Genomic DNA, 18,935 nt, shown 5'->3' on the forward strand with positions numbered 1-18,935 from the left:
GCCCGACCTTTTGGGCCCCGCCGGGCGCGGCTCAGCGGCAGGGCCGCACGAGCGGGCCGAACACGGCCCGCTCGTGGTCCCGTTCGCCGATCGTCTCCGGGCAGTGGGCGACGTTGCGGCGCGCGTCGGTGCCGAACCGGCGGCGCACCTCCTTCTTCACGCCACGCGTACGGCGCAGCGCGTCGTCGCCCACGACCGCCAGGAGAAGCATGGGCCCCTCACACAGGTAGTCCATTGTCAGCGGCCCATCCGGCTCGTCGAGTTTCTCCGGATACCAGCGTTCCGCCTGCCGACGGGTCAGATGGAGCCGGCCGACGGGTTCGACCGCCAACCCGGCCCGCCGCAGAGCGAGTACCACTTCCGGGGCCAGGCCCCGGCTCACACCGTCCGGTTTGACGAGCACATGGGTGTCCCGGGCGGCGTCGCAGAGATCCGGGAGGTCCCCGCCTGGCGCCTGGCGTCGCCGGACCGACGCCAGGAAACCGCGCACCCGCCCAAGCGTCACGGGACGGGGACCAGGCCGGGGGTCGCCCTGAGGTTGCGCGACAACTCGGCACTGGCGGCCCGCAGGAGGGAGGCCGTCTTGAGCAGATGCAGCCGGTCCGGGATGCCCGCGGCTGCCAGAGCGGCGACGGGGCTCCCGGTGATGTCCACCACGGGCACCGCGACGGCGACGGCCTCCGGTCCCCTGTGGACCGCGAAGCCCTGTTCCACCACCCGGCCGAGCTCCTCGGGGGCCAGTCTGCGCCCTCCCCTGCGCAGCCCGCGAACCCCGTAGCGCTCCCCCGAACCGGTGTCGACGGCATCCGGCGGCGGACCGTAGGCGCGGAACACCTTTGCCGTGGCCGTGGCGGACGCCTCGATCTCCGCGGGCCTCAGCGCGGATGTACGGCTTCCGCCCGCCCCGCGGCTCTCCGCCATGGCCCCGTCACCCCCGTCCGCGAGGAACAGGAACACCGTGTGCCGAGTGATCTCATGGACCCGGTTCAGATGCGGGAGCGCCAGCTCGCGCATGATCCGGTGCCTCGGCACACGGGTTCCCAGGGCGAAGAGGTTGAGCCCGAGGCGCAGGCCACGCTCGGCACGTTCCAACATGCCCGCGTCGACGAGTTCGCCGATCAGCCGGTGGGCCGTGGCCTTCGGCAGATCGGTTCTGCGTGCGATCTCGGAAAGGGTGAGTTCTACCTCATCCGCTCGAAACGAACGAAGAATGGATAAACCTCGTGAAAGCATTGATTGTCCGGTTTGCACCTGACCCCTCACGCGAGGACTCTTCCGGCCGCACCGATAATTGCCACCGCGCACAGCCGTAAACAGGAGAAATCGACGAACTTGAGCTGATTGACCATTGCGTCCCCCCTTATCGTACGTCGCGCCTACTCCCCGTTTTGCAGCCACTCTGAGTGCACCGATCGCCAACCTCCCCGCCGGGAACCAGCGACCGAAACTGTGGACGTCACAGTGTTGGCACTCATCGAAATCCCTGACAATAGGATTTCCAGTGTACGGAAAGGAAAGTAGCCCCGTTGATACACAAGCGGGGTCAGTGATCATTTTCTGGACACTGTCCGCCTCCCCGCCCCGCGCCCCCGACTGGGTGCTATCTGCTGAACGATCAGCAGGGGACTGCGCTCCGCGGTGAACCAGTCAGTCACGATCACCCGGGACGGGTCGCCCGCGTGCGCGAGCGCCGCGTCAAGCACGCCGCGCAGGCGAGGACTCACCAGGCCCTCCTCACACGCCTCCAAAGGGTGACGGGCCACGACGGCGAAAGGCCTGCCCTGCCGCCTCACCCCGATGACCCCCTCACCCGGCATCAGGAAGCTCCCGCCGTACAGCGCCGCGATTCCCACCAGCGAGGCGCGCTCACGCGCCGACGCCGCCTCCGTTCGCGGAAGCGGCCCCCCGGACAGCACTCGGGGGCGGGACGGGCCCCCGGTGAGCAGCATGGCGTGCACCGCACCGGGCAGGACCGCCAGCGACAGCGGCAGGGCCGACCAGGTCCGCGCGGCTCGGTCGAGGGTGATGAAACCGAGCTCCTCAAGAAGTGCGATCCAGGTTTCGGCGGCGCCGGCGGACGCATCGGCGGCCCAGGAGACGTCCACGCGGAGCCGGTCGATCGGCCCCGAGCCCGCCTCGGCCAACCAGGCGACCTGTCCCGGCCGACCGACCACACCCCCCGGCCCGGTGACGCCTCCAACCCCCAACGCGTCCGTATCTAGACCATCGACGTACCGATCCGGCCCCTGGGGTGACACCCCCGTGGCAGCGCGGGCCCTGATCGCCAAAGCCAGGGGCACGGGTAGCGACAGCCGATATGTGGGCAACCCTAGGCAGGGGTGCGCCCTGCGGGCCTAGCCTGGGATCATCAATCCCTCGACCGGGCTGTGGAGTGAGCTGATGCTGGAGGAAGCTGAGGAGATCGGCCGCCGAGTCAAGCGCGCACGCCTTGCCCTGGGGATTACCCAGGCCGACCTCGCCGCCTCAATGAACCGGACGCAGGGCTGGGTGTCGAAGGTGGAACGTGGCCGCGTTGAGCTCGACAGCGTCGCCCTGCTCAACCAACTGGCCGCCGAACTGCATATCCACCCCAACAAGCTGATCGACCGCCCCTACTCCGGCTCGCCAGCCGAGAACCAGTGACTCCTCCGCCTCCTGAAGGAGGCGGCTTCTCGCTAAGCAGCTTGCGCAGCCCGGCGAAGGGCAAGCCCTGCCCTCAAGATGTTGACCGCCGCGTTCACGTCGGCGTGCGCGGTATGCCCGCACGCCGTACACGCGAACCCGGCCTGGGTGGTGCGGTTCTCCCGTGCGCGGTGCCCGCAGCGGGCGCAGGTGCGGGAGGTGCCGGCGGGGTCCACTGCGATCAGCTCCCGACCGGCGCTTTCAGCCTTGTGCGCGAGGACCTGCAGGAACACCCCCCAACCCGCGTCCAGAATCGAACGGTTCAGCCCGGACTTGGCCGCGACGTTCCGACCCGGCGCCTCGACCGTCCCGGACGCGCTGCGGGTCATGTTCGCGATCTTCAGGTCCTCGTGCACGATCACGTCGTAGCCGCGGACCAGCGCGTTCGCGGCCTTGTGCGCGCCGTCCAGGCGCTGCCGCCGCACCCTGGCGTGCAGCGCGGCGATCCGCGCCACCTGCTTGCGGCGGCGCTTGGACCCGCGCTTCTTGCGGGCCAGGGCCTGCTGCGCGGCTGTGAGGCGGTCGGCGGAGGAGGCCAGGTGGCGGGGGTTGTCCAGGTGCTCGCCGCCGCTGGTCGTCACCAGCGAGGCCACCCCCATGTCCAGGCCGACCGCCGCACCGGTGGCCGGGAGCGGTTCGGCGGGCACGCCGTCGCACGACAGGAGCACGTACCAGCGGGAGCCCTCCCGTTTGATGCCGATCGTCTTGACGGTGCCGGACACGCGGCGGTGCCGGTGGACCCGCACATGCCCGACACCCTGAAGCCGCACATAGGTCGCGGTGGGGTGGTCGGGTTGGGAGTCCCACCGGCAACCGTCGCCGTCTTTGGGCCACTCCACGGTGTCGAACCGGCCGCGCCCTTTGAAGCGGGGGAAGCCGGGCGCACGGCCTGCTTTGACGCGGGCGAAGAACGCCTTGAACGCCTTGTCCAGCCGTCGCAGGGTGGCCTGCTGGGAGGAGAACGACCACCGTCCCTGCCCGCCGGGGTCGCCGGCGCGGATGTGCTTCAAATCCGCCGACTGGTCGCCGTACCGGACGGTGGTGCCCGCCTTGCGGTAGGCGGTGCGGCGGTGCTCCAGCGCGGCGTTGTACAGCTCCCGGTGGTCCTCCAGACACGCGGCCAGCGCGGCGGCCTGCCCGGCGGTGGGGCGCATCAGGAACTTGAACGACCTACGCACGGCCACCGCCCCCGGGCACGCGCCGGTGCCGCGTCCGGGTGCGGCGCCGCACCGCCCGCGCGGACACGGCAGCGGCAGCGGCAGCGGCAGCGGAGCAGGATCGCGGCCGCGGCCGCGGTGCGGACGGTCGGGAACGCGGATGCGGGACCTCGACGCGAGGGTGGCGGGAGGTGGACCCTTCGAACCGGTCGACCGCATACGGCGGCGGGTTCTCCGGCTTCGCCTTGACCAGCGGACGCATGCGGCCGGGCACCACCTCAAGCGCCGCGACCCGCCGGCCGTGCCCGCGGTCCCCGGCGCGGACCGGCTCCTGGAGGCGGGCCTTCACCCGCCCGCCCAAGACCGGGCGGCGGCACCACGGGCACCGCACCACGCGGTGGCCGAGGTCGAACGCAGCACCCGGAGAGGTGCGCACCTGGCGGGTCACGCGGTCATCATGACGCCGCCGCACATCCGACACGCCCAAGACCGCAGACCTCAGACGCGCGGACCGGACAGGTCAGGGCACACTCGGGCCTTGGCGGCCCTCCCGCTCCCGATTCCCCCGCCGCCTGAAGGCAACGGTCCCCTCGGAAGAATCTGATGGCAGATCGCTGCCTCCGCGATCATGCGAGAGCTGCGCCGGTACGATCTCACGCCCGTCTTCGACGGCACGCCGAGACGCTCGGGAGTGCTGTGGGGAGAGATGACCCGCCTGCACCGGCTCCGAGACGCCGCCGCCAGCGTCGCCATCCTCCGTTCACTTCCGGACCTGCTGCGCGAAGCCCGCACCCTGGCGGAGATCTCCGAAGGACACGAACGCGAAGAGGGTTTCGCGCTGTACGCGGTGATGTGCAAGTTCGCGCACACTGCCGCTCACGCCCTGGGCGACCCCGAACTGGTCGCAATGGCGTGCGAGCGGGCAGCTTGGGCTGCTCGCCTGTCCGGCGACCCGGTCCTGCCCGCCGTGGCCGACTGGATGCGTGTGTGGGATATGTGGGCCACAGCGGACTGGGCTGATGCCATCACCCTGACCAACAAGGCCCTCAAAGACCTCGAACCCAACTACGATCGCGGCGATCGGCTGACCGTCCGGGCTTGGGGGAGCCTGCACCTGCGCGGAGCCATCTCCGCGGCCCGCGCAGGCTCCCCGGACGAGGCGATGGATCGCGTCGCTCACGCCCAAACCGCTGCCGAGCGGGTCGATGCGGAGATGGGCCCGAAGCTTTACGACAGGCACTCGCTGACCTTCTCCAGCGGCAACGTCGCCATCCACGCCGTCTCAGTGGCGTTGGAGACAGGCGATCAGGCCCGAGCGTTGTCGCTCAACGCCCGGACTCACCCCAGCGTGGTGGCTGCCTTGCCGAACTCGCGGCAGGGACACCACCATCTGGACCTGTCGCGTGCGTGGCTGTGGACCGGGAATCGCGACAAGGCACTCAAAGAGCTGGAGATCGCCGAGCGGCTGGCTCCGCAGCTGATCCGCAATCACCCCATCGCACGATCTACGCTGCGCTCACTGGTGTATGCGGAGCGCGTGGGGACGCGGGAGAAACTTCGCCGCATGTCCGACCGCTTTCACCTGGACGGATAGCGCGATATTCCTCTGATTCATATTCGGTGGTTGTCGCGTATCTACCGTCCAGGGCATGACACGCCCTGCTGACATCTCTGACAAGGACGTCACCGAGCAGCGGGCCTGGCCCCAGCTCGGCGACGTGGCCATTGACTCCGCCCAGAACAACCGCATGGGCGTCATCATCGGACTTCCGGGCGAAGCTGGCTCGGACTGGCTGACCTACCGCTTGCAGGTTCCCGGCGGCGGCATCACCTGGTCCGCCGCCGCAGACGCTTCCACCTTGCGCAAGATCACATCCCAGATCTGTCACGCGACCGCCAAGGGCAAGGTCATCCGTGACGAGGCCGGCCACTGGACGATGGAGATCCAATTCCACTACGACGACGGCAGCACCCACAGCGGCTTCCTCATCGTCGGTAACGACGAAGCACAGGAGCTGGGCCGCCAGTTCAGCGGCGGGGAGCACACACGGTGAGCACCCAGGGCTCCACGACGTGGACGCTGCCCGCTGATCCGGCCACCCTGTCGATGATCCGCAACTGCGTCGTCCAAGAGTTGATCGCCTGGGGTCATCGTCTCGATGTGACCACCATCGAGAACCTGCGGCTGGTGGTCTCCGAGCTGGTGACCAACGCGATCGTCCACGCGGGCGAAGACGACATCGGCGTCACGGTGTGGGCCGAGAACGGCGAAGCCTATCTGGAGGTGCAGGACCGGTCTCTCATAAGGCCCTGCATTCAGGCTTCCCTCGACACCGACGAGAGCGGGCGGGGCCTGTTCCTGGTCGAGAGCCTTTCCAGCGACTGGGGCACCGATCTGCTGCTGGACGGCAAGCGGGTCTGGGCGCGCATGCGCCTCTACGCGCCCAAATCGCAGCCTTCCCGAACGGCCAAGAGGCATCTGGCCAGCATCATCCGCTCGATCACGCTGCTCCTGAGCGCCCGTCTGCTTCCCACAGGCTGATCAGCACCCTGAGGGTTCGGCGCTGCCCGAATCCCCTTCGATTCTCACCGCGGACTCCACCTCACCCTCCTACGGAGTGATCATGAGCATGCGATCTAACACTGCCCACAGCCCGGCCGAGCGGCTGAACCTCCTGCTCCGGCTAGCCGCACCTGCCCCGTTGTGCAACCTCAACACCGACGTCGAGCACCTCCTCATCTCCCCCGCCGAGCTGCGCAAGCATCTCGAGAGCGGTTTCAAGGGCCAGGCCGCGCAGGTCCGCGTCACCGGCACCCTGGACCGGCGCCTGGTGTTCGTCCAGCAGCAGAGCGGAGACTGGCTCGCCGCGGACCTGTCCGGCGAGCCGCACGACAGCCGTGACTGGCCCGCCTGGACGAACGGTCATCTTCACCTGGACTCACCCGACGCCTGGTTGTCGGGAGCCCGCCTTGATGAGCACGCGGTGCACCGGCTGTCTCGTCCGCAGACCTTGCTGATCACCCTCTACCACCCCGAGTACTTCCCGCTGCCGCGCTTCCCTCTCGGGATCAGCGACCTGGCCCGAGCCGCCCGTTCCACCCTGTTAGGCGAGGTGAAGCTGGCCGACATGCAACTGGGCCTCACCCTCCCCGACCTGCTGCACAACATCGCCGACGACCCGCCCGACATCCTGGGGATCTCAGCCACGTTCGGCCAGCACGACCTGATGATCCAGCTTCTCGAAACCGTCTACGGCCTGCCCGACCCACCCGTGATCATCGCCGGGGGCAGCCTGACAGTGCGCAATGAGAGCCTTCTCCTCGACCAGTACCCGGACCTGCTGATCGCCCGCGGAGCCGGAGAAACCACGATCGCTGACCTGCTGGCCTACTGGCACGGTGACATCACCCAGGAACAAGTCCATGGCATCGCCTACAACGGCGCCGCCCGAGGAACCGGGACCCTCACCATCGGCCGACGACGCAACGCCAAGCCGATCAGCCGCTCCCAGAACGACACCCTCCCCGAACTGGATCTCCTGCCCGCCACCTTCGACCACCACGGTGTCGCCCAACTTGAACGATCCCGCGGCTGCACCAACTTCTGCTCCTTCTGCCCACGGGGGCACAAAGGGCAATGGTCGGGTGCCGCGCCGGCCTCCTTCCCGTGGATCCTCGACCAGATGGGCCGCATCTTCGACCGCTATCCGGGTATCTCCCGCACCCTGTACCTGGTCGACGAGGAGTTCATCGGACGCGACCCCGACTCGGTGACCCAGGCACTGGAGATGGCCAGCACGCTGCACCGTGCCGGATTCCAATGGGAGACGAGCTGCCGCATCGACCAGGTGGTTCGACTCGACCGAGATGCCGCCTGGCATGAGGAGCGCGCGGTGATGTGGCGGGCCCTGGTCAAGCGCGGTCTGCGCCGCTGCCTGTTCGGTGTGGAGTCGGGCGTGGACTCCATTCTGGACCGCTTCAACAAGGAGACCACCGGCGAGCAGAACGCCCTGGCGATCCGTACCCTGTCGGCGCTCGGCGTGCCCACCCGGTACACCTACATCACCTTCGACCAGCTCATGACCTTCGAGGAGCTGAAGGCGACCTATGCCTTCCAGGGACGCACGGATCTGCTGCTGAAGCCATCACCGCACCTGACCCCTGAAGAGATCGCCGAAGGCGTCCACGACCCCGAGTTCGTTGCCCGGCTTTTGACGGGTAGGCCCTTTTTCAGCGGCATCTCCTACATGCTGGTCTCCATGGAGTGCCTGATCGGCGCGGCCTACACCAAACAGGCCCAAGCAGCTGGCCTGACCGGCGACATCCGGCCCTCGATGGGCCGCCAGGACGCCCGATTCGCCGACCCTCGCATCGGCGTGTGCAGCGAATGGGCGCAGCTGTGGCTGGACCGGCACTTCTCCCTGGACTACACGCTCAAGTCGCTGGAGAAGATCCTCGACGGCAACACGCGACGCGCCGTACGACAGGCTCGCGTGGTCTTCAAAGACGCCGCCTACGCCGTGTTTGGACACATGATCCAGGCCATCGACGACACCCCCGCGACCCTGGCCGACGCGGAGAAACTGAGCATACGCCTACGCCACACGCTCGACGGCCAGGCCGACGCACTCGTCGCCCGCATGGGAGTGGTGGTCGAGCAGGTCGCCAGCGCCTTACCGAAGGACCAGGCCCTCGTCCTAGAGCATGAGCACGCCCGCTGGGCGGGCACGGACGGGTGGCGGCTGATCAACGCAGCAGACCCCTGCGGAACCTGACAGGAGAAACCACACCACATGCAACAGCGTCACCTACACGGGCTCAACCGCCACGTCTCAGCTGTCGGCGCTGGCTGCTGGACGATCGGTGGGCTGGCCAGCAACCGGGGCGTACCCATCGGATGGGCCGGAGTGGATCCGGACGAGGCGTATGCGGCCCTTGAGCGAGCGCACGAGCTGGGGGTCACCCTGTATGACACCGCCGACGTGTACGGCATGGGCGCCTCCGAGCGGCTGCTCGGACGGCTGCTGGCCCAGATCGACCGCGGACAGGCCGTGGTCTCCAGCAAAGTGGGCTACTTCGCCGGTACAGCCGCTCACCCATACCAGGGCCAGCAGCTCCTGCGCCAGTTCGAGAGCTCCTGCGACAACCTCGGCACTGACTACCTCGACATCTACTTCCTGCACAGCACCAACTTCGGCCCAGAGGACCGGTATCTGGACGAGGCGGTCGGAATACTGGACGAGCTCAAGGACGACCGCATGGTTCACGCCACCGGAATGCGGGCCCCGCACACGTTCGCCGCAGAATGGGCCACCGACCCGAGCCACCCCCAGAGTCAGGAGGCGGCACGCTTCCTTCACCTGTTCGAACGCATCCGGCCCGACGTGATCACTGTTCGCCACAACCTGATGAGCCCTGCGTACGCCGCGAACGAGACCGACATCTTCGAGTTCGCCAGACAGCGCGGCGTGGGCGTTCTTCTGAAGCAGGTCCTCGGCCAAGCGCTTCTTCTCGGCACCTACAGCTCAAGCGCCCCACCAGCGTTCCCCCAGGAAGACCATCGGCACGCTGACATCCGCTTCACTGGGTCCTTCCTTCGCGCCGTCCACGACGCACTCGTGCCGCTCGGCCGCCGCTTCGGCTACCGGCCGGCCGACCTCGCACGAGTCGCCCTGCAATACGCCCTGCACGCCAGCCCCAACGCCGCAGCGCTCGTAGGCTTCCGCAACCCGGCCCAGATCACAGGCAGTGTCCAATCGCTCGATCCGCCTCTGAGTCCCGAGGATTTTGCCGAGATCAGGCACCTCGCCGAGCCTCTTCGCGTCATGCTTGGCCAGCATCAATCACCCGCCATATCCAGCCGATAGGAGCGCTTGTGCAGTACATCGAGGTCGAGCAGAAGTTCCGCCTTCTCAGCCCGGTGGACGATCTGAAGGCCACGCTCGCCGCGCGCGGTGCCAAGGCCGGGGAGTCCTCTCGTCAGGTGGATACGTACTACAACGCGCCGCACCGGGACTTCCTCAAGGGGGGAGTCATCTCCGAATGGCTGCGCATCCGCCAGGAGGAGGGGCACGCGTCGCTGAACTTCAAGCGCTGGTACCCGCTGGAGGAGCCGATCAAGACCCACTGCGACGAGTACGAGAGCGCCATCTCCGACGCCGAGGCCGTCCGGCGCACCCTCGCGGCCATGGACTTCGCCGAGCTGACCGTCGTGGATAAGTCCCGCGAAGAGTGGCACCTCGACAGCATCGCCCTGGCCTTCGATACCGTGGCCGACCTCGGCAACTTCGTCGAGTTCGAGTTCAAGGGCGAAGCCGACAGTGTTGAGCAGGCCACCGCTGCCATCACCGCGTTCATCGAGAGCCTCGACGTCGAGCTCGGGGAGCGGATCAACGCGGGATACCCGCACATGACGCTGGGGCTCCACCCGGCGGTCTGAACTGCCGCTCTGCACCACGTGCAGGCCGCCCTCGCCGGGCGCGAGCATCCGACCACCAGCCCGGTAGTCCAGGACTGGGATCCAGCGTGCCGCCGCCAGACTGATCTGTCGGGTTCGCTGCACCCGCTCGCGCTCGGCGCGCTTGAGCGCCGCGTCGGCGAGCAGCGCCGCCGTGCCGGGGTCGGACACACCGCCTTGGCCCACGTACTGCTCCCACCGTCCCCATGGCGCTACGGCCGAAGGGTTGGTGTAGGTCTGCTGGAACTCGTTGTCGTCCACGACCAGGACGGCCGAGGCGGCGTCCTCCAGGGTGCCGACGTCGGGCGCGTGGGTGATGTCGCGGGCGTGCCGGAGGTCGACAGGGGCGGGCCCGGTAGCGAGGTCGCGCGCCAGCTCGGTGTCAGCGTTGTAGGCACGCAGCTGACGGCCCTGCATGGAGCAGTTCGTGGTTGTAGTAGTCGAAGAAACGACGGCTGAAACCACGCCAGGCCCGGGACGGGTCGCCCGCGTGCGCGAGCGCCGCGTCGAGCACGCCGCGCGAGAATCCCCGGGCTCGGCCAGGTCTCGGATAGCCGTCGCGGCGTGTCGGTTGAGGCACGGTGAGTGCGCGGGCGGCTCAGACCAGGGCCTGTGCCGCAGGGGCTGCGCTGTTTTGAACCGGGGCCGCCATGCGGGTCCCCGCCGCCGTCTCCGCGCCCGGTCAGAGCGCGATGAGGCCTGCGTTCGTCGGCTTGAAGCCGCAGGCGTCGAAGTAGAACGCCGGCAGGTGATCGTCGAAGTCGACGTGCAGCCATTCGCATTGCGCCGCCCGGGCGCCTTGGACGGCCGCGGCGACCAGGCTGGCGCCGATCCCGGAGCGGCGGAGGTCCCCCCTGACCACGGTGTCCAGGATGAACGCGTGGACTCCACCGTCCCAGGCGACGTTGACGAAGCCGACGAGGTCGCTGCCGCGCCGGGCGCAGACCCAGCCGAGGCTGTGCCGCTGGACCTGCGCCGACCAGTCGATGTCCAGGACCCGGTGGTCGAAACCCTCCGCGTGCAGCGCGTTGACCGCTGTGTTCTCGAAATCGCCTCGCCACTCGTACGTGATCATCATGCCGTGATTATAGGCCGCCCGGAGCGACCCCCGATCCGGGCGGATGACACCGGCTGGGTCGCGGGTCAGGTGAGGAGGCCCGCCAAGGCCAAGGGCGCTTCGGGATGCCGGGCCAGGAGCTCGGCCACCTCACGGTGGGCGAGTCCGCCGGCGACGGGTGCCCGCCACTCCCCCTCACACCCGAGCAGCTCGGCGACCGCGTCGCAGGCCGAGGGATGCGCGGCCAGCAGCGCGGTGACCGGGCCCGCGGGGGCGGGAGCCGCATGCGGTGACGCGGGGGCGCGCTGGTCCGACCAGGGCGGCACCCAGGTGTCGAGCTGCGGCAGGCTGCCGGGGAACAGGCGGCCCGCCTCGCGGACGAGCATCGGCATCAGGTCGCCGGCCTGATGGCGAAGGGTGGTGATGAGCTTGGGCAGCCACGGCAGCAGGACGGTGTCGGGCAGGCTGCCGAAAGCTTTGGAGATGACCTCGACGACGAAGCCGGAAAGGGCCGGAGCCGCCTCCATGGCCTGCACGAAACCGGCGATGTAGAGGGGGAACGAGGGCACGACCAGGGGGTTGGCCAGCAGCCCGTCGCACCGCGCCCGCAGCTCGGCCAGGGGCAGCAGGCCGAGCTGCGTCTGCGCAGCCCACAGCAGGGCCAGCTTGGCGGGCGCCTCGGGGGCGGACTGCCGGACGGCGAGTTCGAGCTGCAACCGGTCGCACCCGAGGGAGAGGGCGAGGCTCTCCATGCCGAACAGGAACCCCAGCATGGCGGCCACGTGCCGCACGCCCGTGTCGTCGCTGGCGAAGGCGATCGGCAGCAGCGTGCAGTAGTGGGCGTAGCCGGTCGTCACGAACGACCCGCACCAGGCGGGAAGCTCCGGCTCGGCCGCGCGGTAGTGCGCCAGCAGCCGCCGGATCCGCCGCAGCACCTCCGGCGCGTCGTCGACGGTGCGCTCGGCCGCCAGCAGCTCCACGGCCCGCGCCCCGAGCTCGTCGGCGAAACGCCTGCCGCCGAGGAAGACGACGGCGTCCTCGACGGCCGCGAGGGCGACCGCGGCGGTGGCGTCGGGCTTCCAGACCGTACGGCGAAGCCGCTGCTCCAGCACCTGCTCGACGGTGACGCCTTCGTAGCCGAGCTCGATGATGGCGCGCTGGTAGCGGCCGAAGGCCAGATCCCAGCTCTCCTGCCTCGACCGCTCCCCCAGCCCGCGCTCGCCCATGATCGGCCTCGCCGCGTCCTCGGGGAGGAGATAGCGCAGCTTCCACAGCAGGTCGGAGCAGGGCACAAGGCCGGGGTCGGCGTTGAGGTCGAGCAGCGCGCGCTGCACAGTGCGTTTCGACAGGTCCAGCCCCAGCGGTTCAAGCCGGTCGAACGCATCGCGGGCGAGCGGCGGCAGCGCCTCGTAGCCGACTTCGCCGACGCGGTCGCCGCCGAGCAGGATCTCGCACAGCCGGCGCACGTCGCGCCGCCCCGGGACCGTGTCCTTCTCGATGCAGGTGACGGCCGCGTCCTGGAAGTCGTACGGCGTGGGCCTCGCCCTGCCCCGCATGCCCGCGAGCAGGATCGAGGTCTCGAACACGGCGATGGCGTCCGCGGTGCTGGCGAGGTAACCGTTGCGGCGCGCCAGCCGTACGATGTCGACGCACCAGCCGCGCAGCTCCGCCTCGTCGAGCTCGTCCAGCGCGGGAGGGGTCGCGAGAAACCCCGACAACCGGTCGTTCACGGCCTCGCCGCCCGTGGCGCCCGCCGCGTCGGCAGACGCGGGCGGTTTGGACGGCGGCGGTTGGGAAGCCCGGGGTGTGGACGCGGCCCCCGCACGGCGCTTGGGGGCTGCCTTGGCGCCTTTCTGCCCCGCCAGTGTGAACGTGGTGAGGCCGCCGCGCGTGACGGCCTTCGACCAGGTGGCCGCCGCGACCGACACCGAACCGGCGGCCAGCCCGAACTGCGCCTCGATGGCCGAGTGGCTGGACGGGATGAGGCCGTAGAGCCAGCGTGTGGCGGTGCGCGGGGCGATGTCGTAGGTCGCCTCGGAGTCCAGCCCGAACTGCTCGACGCGGCTGGCGGCGTGGAACGCGCCGCACACGTAGAGGCAGTCGGCCGGATCGGCGCCCGAATCGGCCAGGTGCTCGCGCATCCTGGTCCACATGTAACGCTCGCGCTCCTCGTCCACCGCCAGCCTGCGTCCGGCCCGGGTGAGGCGCCGGAACAGGCTGCCGATCAGCACCATGACCTGGCGGTAGGTGTCGTAGTCGGCGCCGATGAGCGGCTGCTCGACGTATTGGTCCCACCACTCCGACCAGTGCCGCACCTTGCCGTGGTGGAGCAGATGCTCCTCCAGCTCGGCGAACCGGGGGCGCAGGTCGCCGATCTCGATGCCTACGGCGTCGCCGTGGAGACCGGTCTCCTCCCCGTGCTCGCCGCCCTCCTGGCGGCCCTCAGCCTCGCACGTCCCGTCGGGCTCCCACTGGAAGACGTGGTCCGTGGAGCGGTCGACCAGCACCAGCTCGACACCGGGCGTCTCCAACGCGTAGGCGATGGCCTGGTATTCGGCCGACGCCTCCGTGATGGGGGCGACCACGCTGAGGGGGCCCGCCCCCGGCGGAAACCCGTCAAGGTCGGTCGCGAAGGCTTGAAGCGCCACGGGCAGCCGGCAGTTGCGCAGCTCGCCCAGCAGCGGCCGCAGGTCTTCGCAGAGCTCCAGGTAGATGACCTTGGGCTGCTTTTCGCGCAGCCGCCGCACCATGGCCGCCGCCGACGCCGGCGAGTGGTGGCACACCGGGAAGATCTCCAACCGCTCGCCCAGCGCCCGGTCGACGTCGTCCACCAGGCCCGACAGGATGTCCGTCAGCGTGTCGGGCGCGTCGGAGAACGCGGTGGCCGCGTCGAGCAACTGCTCGCGCAGGGCGCCGAACGGGCTCATGAGAGCGTGGCGATCGCCTGGCGACCGCCCTCCAGGAAGTCGTTCCAGGCCCCGCCGTCCTTCTTGCTGCGCGGCTCGACCACGCCGTGCCAGTACTTGTTCAAGATGGCGAGGTCCTCGGGGCTGCGGCGGGCGAGCGAACCGACGAGCGACCCCGCCAGCGTCTCGGCGCGCAAGGTGCGGTCGCCGAAGAAGTTGCTGTGCAGGATGGCGTCCTCGAGCACGCCGATCTGCTCGGCCGTGGACAGCGCGGATTCGAGCCTCTCGTCGTCGCTCGCGGCCGACGCGGCGGCGGTGCGGAGGTCGGCGAAGCTCTGCAGGAGGATGTCCAGCAGCGTGGGCGGCAGGTCCACCTCGATGTTGTGGCGGCGCAGCAGCTCCTCGGTGCGGAAGCGGACGATCTCCGCCTCGCTCTTCTTGTTCGTCACCACCGGGATCCGCACGAAGTTGAACCGGCGTTTCAGCGCGGACGACAGGTCGTTCACGCCCCGGTCGCGGCTGTTGGCCGTGGCGATGATGGAGAATCCGGGCCGCCCGAACACGATGTTGTCCTCGTCGAGCTCAGGAATGGACACGTATTTCTCCGAGAGAATGGAGATCAGGGCGTCCTGCACGTCGCTGGTCGAACGGGTCAATTCCTCGAAGCGGCCGATCACGCCCTGCTCCATCGCCGTCATGATGGGCGAGGGGATCATCGACTCACGCGACTGCCCCTTGGCGATCACCATGGACACGTTCCACGAATATTTGATGTGGTCCTCGGTGGTGCCCGCCGTCCCCTGCACGACGAGGGTCGAGTTGCGGCAGATCGCGGCGGCGAGCAGTTCGGCGAGCCAGCTCTTGCCCGTGCCCGGATCTCCGATCAGCAGCAGTCCCCGGTCGGAGGCGAGGGTCACGATGGCGCGTTCGACGAAACTGCGGTCGCCGAACCACTTCTGCGGGATCTCTCGGTCAAGCCCGTCGGCCCGTTCCGAGCCGAGCACGAACAGCCGCACCATGCGGGGGCTCAGCCGCCACGAGAAGGGCTTCGGGCCGTCGTCGATCGACTCCAGCCAGTCGAGCTCCTCGGCGTACTTCACCTCGGCGGGCGCGCGCAGCATGTCCTGAGTCATCAAAATCTCCTAGGTAAGAAAGTTCTTCAGTTCGAACACGAGCTTTTGAATGCGGCCTGAGATCACCGGGGTGCCCAGGTCCTTGAGTTTCTGGCGGAACCACGGGTCGACGCTCTGGTGCCCGGAGCTGCTCACCGAACCGACGGGGATGAACTTCACCCCCGAGCGGTGCACGGCCTCGAAGTCCGTGATCAGCGCGCGATTGTCGTAGAAGTCGGAGATCCACACCATCACCGTGTTGCGCGGGTCGGCGATCTTCGGCCGCGCGAGGGCCATCGCCACGGTGCCGTCCGTGCCGCCTCCGAGAGTTGTACGCAGCAGCACCTCGAACGGATCGTGCACCCACGGGGTCAGATCCAGCGCACGGGTGTCGTAGGCGACCAGGTGCACGTCCACCTTGGGGAGGCCCGCGAAGATCGACGCCAGGATGGTGCAGTTGACCATCGCGTCCACCATGGAGCCCGACTGGTCCACGACCACGATCAGCCTGGCGGGTGTCGTGCGGCGGGCGGTCTGGCGATAGTAGAGCCGGTCCACATAGAGCCGCTGATCGCTGGGGCTCCAGTTGGTGAGGTTCTTCCAGATCGTCCGTTCCAGGTCGAGGTTGCGGAACACACGCTTGGGCGGCACCGACCTGTCGATCACCCCCACACTGGTCCGCTCGACCTGCGTGCGCAGCACCTCGGCGACCTCGTCGACGAACCTGCGGATCAGCGCCTTCGCATTGGCCAGCGCCACCCCCGACAGGTTCGACTTGTCGCGCAGGAGCTGCTCGATGAGCGACATGCTCGGCGTCAACTGCCTGGCCAGTGCCGGGTCGGCCAACACCTCACGCAGGCGCATCCGCTTGACGAGGTCGGCCTCCAGGTTGGCCAGCACCCCCGCCGTCTCCTCGCCGCCGGGGCTGGAGCGCAGCCCTCCCGGCTCACACCCCATCGCGCGCTCGAACCAGCCGGCGTCCTGCCTCCACCGCGCCAGATCTCCCGCGGTGACGCCGCCCGTGCCCGTGGCGAACACATTGAGCAGCAGCTTCGAGACCAGGGCCGCCCGCCGCACCTCATCGCCCTGCGCGTGCTCCCGCTCCGCCAGCAGACCCTGCAGCTCGTCGGCCAGCGCGGGGAAGCGCTGCACCAGCGTGTCCACCGACACCCCGGGATCCAGCAGCGCCTCCGGCAGCCCGAGGTCGCCCACCACGGCCACACTCGCGGCCTCCAACGCCGGCTGCTCGTCCGCGCCGAACAACCGCGACAGCAGCCGCCAGTAAAGCACCTGCCGCCGATTGGCGTCTGATGTCGTCTGGGCGTCACCCTCGGAGGGCCGAGCCGTGACGTCCTCGATCGGAGATCCGCTCATTGCCTCAACAACCGTCCCGCTCGCTCTCGTAGCACGGCGACAACGTCACCGGCCTTGGCCTCGGCCTTCACCACCTTGGGGTCGGTGGGGCCCATCGCCCAGTCGCCCGTGTGCAGCGCGACCGGCTTGCGCTTCACGGTCGCCTGGACCGCCATCGGCTGGAGCAGCCAGCGCCCGCCGTCCCACCGCAGCAGGCCGAGGCAGGCGGAGGAGGCGGCCACCAGCTCCGGGGTGAGCGGGCCGCAGGACGGCAGCCGATCGAGGTCCACGGCGAGCGCGTTGCCGCCGAGGTCGAACGTGTGGCCGTCGGTCGTGTAGCCCTCGACGAGCACAGGCTCGGCGATGCGCACCGGATGCCTGTCGAGAGGCGGCACCGGCGGCGCGACGGCCGTGCCCAGCGCCACGCGAGCCGTCGTGAACGGGTCGGCCGCCTCGCCCAGACGGGCGTGGTCGTCGCGCCAGAGCAGATCGCCGCCCCCGAGCAGCACCATGCTTTCGATCTCCACGCTGCGGTGCTCGGCCAGAGCGCCCATCAGCACCGGGTGGCCGGTGAACAGCCGCCACACGGCGGGCCCCACGATCGTGTCGACCTTCGCCGCCGCCACACTCGTGCGCACCAGCCGGTACGGCGAGCCGTCGCCGGTGTCGAGGAGGCCGTGGACCTGCACCCGCACCGCCGTGCCATGCTCGTGCACATCGGCCCCGAGGATCAGCAGCCGACCGGACACCGCCTCGGCGCCGCCGCGCCAGGAGTCGGCCGGACCACCACCGCTCCCCTCCGCCCGCGCGCCGGGAGAGGGAGACTGCGAGAGCAGCAAGGCCCGCGTCCACAGGTCCGCCCACCGCCTGGCGGGCAGCCGTTCGGCCGTCGCGACGGGGGAAGAGGCGCGCAGCTCGGCCGCCAGACCGTCCAGCAGCACCGCGAGCCCCCGCAGGTGCGGGACAGCGAGAAGCGCCTCGATGGCCTGGTCGGCGGCGGACACCAGATCGTGGTCAACACCCCGCCATCCCGCGATGGCCACCTCGCTCAGCCAAGAACGGCACCCGCCGAGCAGGTTGTCCACCGCTCCGGCCGACGCTCCGGCCACCGCCCCGGCCAATGCCCCGGGCGTAGCCCCGCCGGGCTCGGGCGCCGAAGCCGACCCACCGGTCGGCGGCGTCTCCGGCGACGCGCCTCCCTCCGTAGCGGGCGCACCGGCCGAGGCGGAAGCGGCGGCCGAGGCGGCCGGGTCGGAAGCAACAGCAGGGGCCTGCCACGTCGCGCGGGTGCGCCCGAGGGCGCCGTCCAGACTCGCGAGCAGGGCGTCGTGCACCGCGCCGAAGAGCGCGGCACGCCCGCCGGCGAGAACGGCCAGGTTTCCATGGGAGGCCGACCCCGCGATGGTCTTCTCCACCGCCTCGGCGACGCCATCTCCGAGCGGACTGCCCGCCGCCGCGTCACGCAGGGCGCCGAGCGCGGCGGCCTGTTCCTCGCGGAGCCTGGCGAACCCATGCACCAGGGCGTCGTCGAACCCCGCCACGACGTCGAGCGCCTCGGCGACACCCGGCGGCTCGGCGCGCAGCAGTTCACCGCATTGCGCGTCCAACATCAGCGCACCCCCGCCATCGCCGGGAACCAGTGCAGCTCGGGCAGCGGTTCGGTGCTGTCGGGCACCTCCAGATAGGCCAGGTGACGGAGGAACCGGCTGAACACCACCGCGGCCTGAGCACGCTCCGGCCGGCCGTTCAGGCAGCCCATCAGGGACCCGCCTTCGGAAACCTCGACGCGGAGGTAACGGGCGACCCGGTCGAGTCCGTATTGCAGCACGGCCTCACCAGCCAGGGCGTGCAGGTGCTTGCACGCGGAGCCGTGCAAGCCGCCGCACGGCCGGTTGTTGTTCGTGCTGCAACTCAAGGCGTGGGTGCCCGCCGTAATCGACGACACATATACGCGAGAAATGTCCGACCCGCTCGACACCACGCCCTGCAACCGGCCGTCGGCCAACTCGACAAACGGCACCTTCGCCAACTTGCGCGGCTCTACGGGCGGCACCACCCTCACCACACTGCGCCGCTCCCATGCGACGCTGTCCGCGTCCACGACTTTCAACCTCCAAACCCGTCATTTCGCGCACGCCGACTGGACGTCAGCGCCATGCGCTCGGCTGATCAATGAACCGCGAAGCTACCGGGCGCCACCGACAGTTGCTG

At 69.5% G+C, this 18,935-nt stretch carries 19 protein-coding genes; 8 read left to right on the top strand and 11 right to left on the bottom strand.

Going from position 1 to position 18,935, the window contains the following annotated elements:
• Positions 1-31 precede the first annotated feature (31 nt).
• The 3 genes from BLQ73_RS00180 to BLQ73_RS31985 all read right to left on the bottom strand — a co-directional run bounded on the left by BLQ73_RS00180 (position 32) and on the right by BLQ73_RS31985 (position 2,207).
• Positions 32-490 (bottom strand): nucleoside-diphosphate kinase, encoded by a 459-nt coding sequence (locus BLQ73_RS00180; RefSeq protein WP_176955190.1) that lies wholly within the window; start codon positions 488-490, stop codon positions 32-34.
• Positions 491-501: 11 nt separating this feature from the next.
• On the bottom strand, positions 502-1,233 hold the full coding sequence (locus BLQ73_RS00185; protein WP_093166984.1) for an IclR family transcriptional regulator: 732 nt from the start codon (positions 1,231-1,233) through the stop codon (positions 502-504).
• A 317-nt stretch (positions 1,234-1,550) separates the two neighbouring features.
• Positions 1,551-2,207 carry a hypothetical protein gene (locus BLQ73_RS31985; protein WP_176955191.1) on the bottom strand — a complete coding sequence of 219 codons (657 nt, stop codon included), beginning with the start codon at positions 2,205-2,207 and terminating at the stop codon, positions 1,551-1,553.
• A 193-nt stretch (positions 2,208-2,400) separates the two neighbouring features.
• On the opposite strand from BLQ73_RS31985, the gene BLQ73_RS00195 reads away from it, so the two are divergent.
• Positions 2,401-2,643, top strand: coding sequence for a helix-turn-helix domain-containing protein (locus BLQ73_RS00195; RefSeq protein WP_093166988.1), 243 nt, complete (start codon positions 2,401-2,403; stop codon positions 2,641-2,643).
• Between the two features lie 32 nt (positions 2,644-2,675).
• Here the strand turns inward: BLQ73_RS00195 and BLQ73_RS00200 are convergent, their stop codons facing one another.
• Entirely contained in the window at positions 2,676-3,860 is a 1,185-nt protein-coding gene (locus BLQ73_RS00200) for an RNA-guided endonuclease InsQ/TnpB family protein (RefSeq protein WP_245690633.1), read from the bottom strand.
• Positions 3,853-4,287, bottom strand: a complete 435-nt coding sequence (locus tag BLQ73_RS00205) for a transposase (protein ID WP_245690635.1) — start codon at positions 4,285-4,287, stop codon at positions 3,853-3,855. The genes BLQ73_RS00200 and BLQ73_RS00205 overlap by 8 nt, the downstream gene beginning before the upstream one ends.
• Positions 4,288-4,545: 258 nt before the next feature.
• Here BLQ73_RS00205 and BLQ73_RS00210 point away from each other — a divergent pair, with 258 nt between their 5' ends.
• From BLQ73_RS00210 to BLQ73_RS30805, 7 genes are all read left to right on the top strand, one after another.
• A complete protein-coding gene (locus tag BLQ73_RS00210) occupies positions 4,546-5,433 on the top strand; it encodes a hypothetical protein (RefSeq protein WP_218125558.1) in 888 nt (295 codons plus the stop codon).
• Positions 5,434-5,488: 55 nt separating this feature from the next.
• The gene (locus BLQ73_RS00215) at positions 5,489-5,893 is read left to right on the top strand and encodes a hypothetical protein (RefSeq protein ID WP_093166991.1); all 405 of its coding nucleotides are present in this window, start codon (positions 5,489-5,491) and stop codon (positions 5,891-5,893) included.
• The gene (locus tag BLQ73_RS00220) at positions 5,890-6,381 is read left to right on the top strand and encodes an ATP-binding protein (protein ID WP_093166993.1); all 492 of its coding nucleotides are present in this window, start codon (positions 5,890-5,892) and stop codon (positions 6,379-6,381) included. The genes BLQ73_RS00215 and BLQ73_RS00220 overlap by 4 nt, the downstream gene beginning before the upstream one ends.
• Positions 6,382-6,463: 82 nt before the next feature.
• A complete protein-coding gene (locus BLQ73_RS00225; protein WP_218125559.1) occupies positions 6,464-8,614 on the top strand; it encodes a B12-binding domain-containing radical SAM protein in 2,151 nt (716 codons plus the stop codon).
• Between the two features lie 18 nt (positions 8,615-8,632).
• Positions 8,633-9,706: an aldo/keto reductase gene (locus BLQ73_RS00230; RefSeq protein WP_093166995.1), complete on the top strand. Its 1,074-nt coding sequence runs from the start codon at positions 8,633-8,635 to the stop codon at positions 9,704-9,706.
• An 8-nt stretch (positions 9,707-9,714) separates the two neighbouring features.
• Positions 9,715-10,278, top strand: coding sequence for a class IV adenylate cyclase (gene cyaB, locus BLQ73_RS00235; protein ID WP_176955192.1), 564 nt, complete (start codon positions 9,715-9,717; stop codon positions 10,276-10,278).
• A gap of 18 nt (positions 10,279-10,296) precedes the next feature.
• Positions 10,297-10,755, top strand: a complete 459-nt coding sequence (locus BLQ73_RS30805) for a hypothetical protein (RefSeq protein WP_143020051.1) — start codon at positions 10,297-10,299, stop codon at positions 10,753-10,755.
• Between the two features lie 223 nt (positions 10,756-10,978).
• On the opposite strand, the gene BLQ73_RS00240 is transcribed toward BLQ73_RS30805, so the two are convergent.
• The 6 genes from BLQ73_RS00240 to BLQ73_RS00265 all read right to left on the bottom strand — a co-directional run bounded on the left by BLQ73_RS00240 (position 10,979) and on the right by BLQ73_RS00265 (position 18,825).
• Positions 10,979-11,374, bottom strand: coding sequence for a GNAT family N-acetyltransferase (locus tag BLQ73_RS00240; protein ID WP_093166999.1), 396 nt, complete (start codon positions 11,372-11,374; stop codon positions 10,979-10,981).
• 65 nt (positions 11,375-11,439) lie between these two features.
• Positions 11,440-14,280: a DUF5682 family protein gene (locus tag BLQ73_RS00245; RefSeq protein WP_093167001.1), complete on the bottom strand. Its 2,841-nt coding sequence runs from the start codon at positions 14,278-14,280 to the stop codon at positions 11,440-11,442.
• Entirely contained in the window at positions 14,277-15,392 is a 1,116-nt protein-coding gene (locus BLQ73_RS00250) for an ATP-binding protein (RefSeq protein WP_093167003.1), read from the bottom strand. The genes BLQ73_RS00245 and BLQ73_RS00250 overlap by 4 nt, the downstream gene beginning before the upstream one ends.
• Before the next feature lie 9 nt (positions 15,393-15,401).
• Complete coding sequence (locus BLQ73_RS00255; protein ID WP_093167005.1) at positions 15,402-16,745, bottom strand: VWA domain-containing protein; 1,344 nt, start codon at positions 16,743-16,745, stop codon at positions 15,402-15,404.
• Entirely contained in the window at positions 16,742-18,334 is a 1,593-nt protein-coding gene (locus BLQ73_RS00260) for a hypothetical protein (RefSeq protein ID WP_093167007.1), read from the bottom strand. Before BLQ73_RS00260 ends, BLQ73_RS00255 begins: the two co-directional genes overlap by 4 nt.
• Positions 18,334-18,825, bottom strand: coding sequence for a hypothetical protein (locus BLQ73_RS00265; RefSeq protein WP_176955193.1), 492 nt, complete (start codon positions 18,823-18,825; stop codon positions 18,334-18,336). Before BLQ73_RS00265 ends, BLQ73_RS00260 begins: the two co-directional genes overlap by 1 nt.
• Positions 18,826-18,935: the final 110 nt, after the last annotated feature.

Source organism: Sinosporangium album (assembly GCF_900100605.1).
In the GTDB taxonomy this organism is placed as follows: Bacteria; Actinomycetota; Actinomycetes; order Streptosporangiales; family Streptosporangiaceae; genus Sinosporangium; species Sinosporangium album.

Excerpts from the sequence above, each read along its gene's own strand:
- BLQ73_RS00185 (WP_093166984.1), bottom strand. The coding sequence starts at position 1,233 with ATGCTTTCACGAGGTTTATCCATTCTTCGTTCGTTTCGAGCGGATGAG.
- BLQ73_RS00195 (WP_093166988.1), top strand. The coding sequence starts at position 2,401 with ATGCTGGAGGAAGCTGAGGAGATCGGCCGCCGAGTCAAGCGCGCACGC.
- BLQ73_RS00210 (WP_218125558.1), top strand. The coding sequence starts at position 4,546 with ATGACCCGCCTGCACCGGCTCCGAGACGCCGCCGCCAGCGTCGCCATC.
- BLQ73_RS00215 (WP_093166991.1), top strand. The coding sequence starts at position 5,489 with ATGACACGCCCTGCTGACATCTCTGACAAGGACGTCACCGAGCAGCGG.
- BLQ73_RS00225 (WP_218125559.1), top strand. The coding sequence starts at position 6,464 with ATGAGCATGCGATCTAACACTGCCCACAGCCCGGCCGAGCGGCTGAAC.
- BLQ73_RS00230 (WP_093166995.1), top strand. The coding sequence starts at position 8,633 with ATGCAACAGCGTCACCTACACGGGCTCAACCGCCACGTCTCAGCTGTC.
- BLQ73_RS00240 (WP_093166999.1), bottom strand. The coding sequence starts at position 11,374 with ATGATGATCACGTACGAGTGGCGAGGCGATTTCGAGAACACAGCGGTC.
- BLQ73_RS00245 (WP_093167001.1), bottom strand. The coding sequence starts at position 14,280 with ATGAGCCCGTTCGGCGCCCTGCGCGAGCAGTTGCTCGACGCGGCCACC.
- BLQ73_RS00250 (WP_093167003.1), bottom strand. The coding sequence starts at position 15,392 with ATGACTCAGGACATGCTGCGCGCGCCCGCCGAGGTGAAGTACGCCGAG.
- BLQ73_RS00255 (WP_093167005.1), bottom strand. The coding sequence starts at position 16,745 with ATGAGCGGATCTCCGATCGAGGACGTCACGGCTCGGCCCTCCGAGGGT.
- BLQ73_RS00260 (WP_093167007.1), bottom strand. The coding sequence starts at position 18,334 with ATGTTGGACGCGCAATGCGGTGAACTGCTGCGCGCCGAGCCGCCGGGT.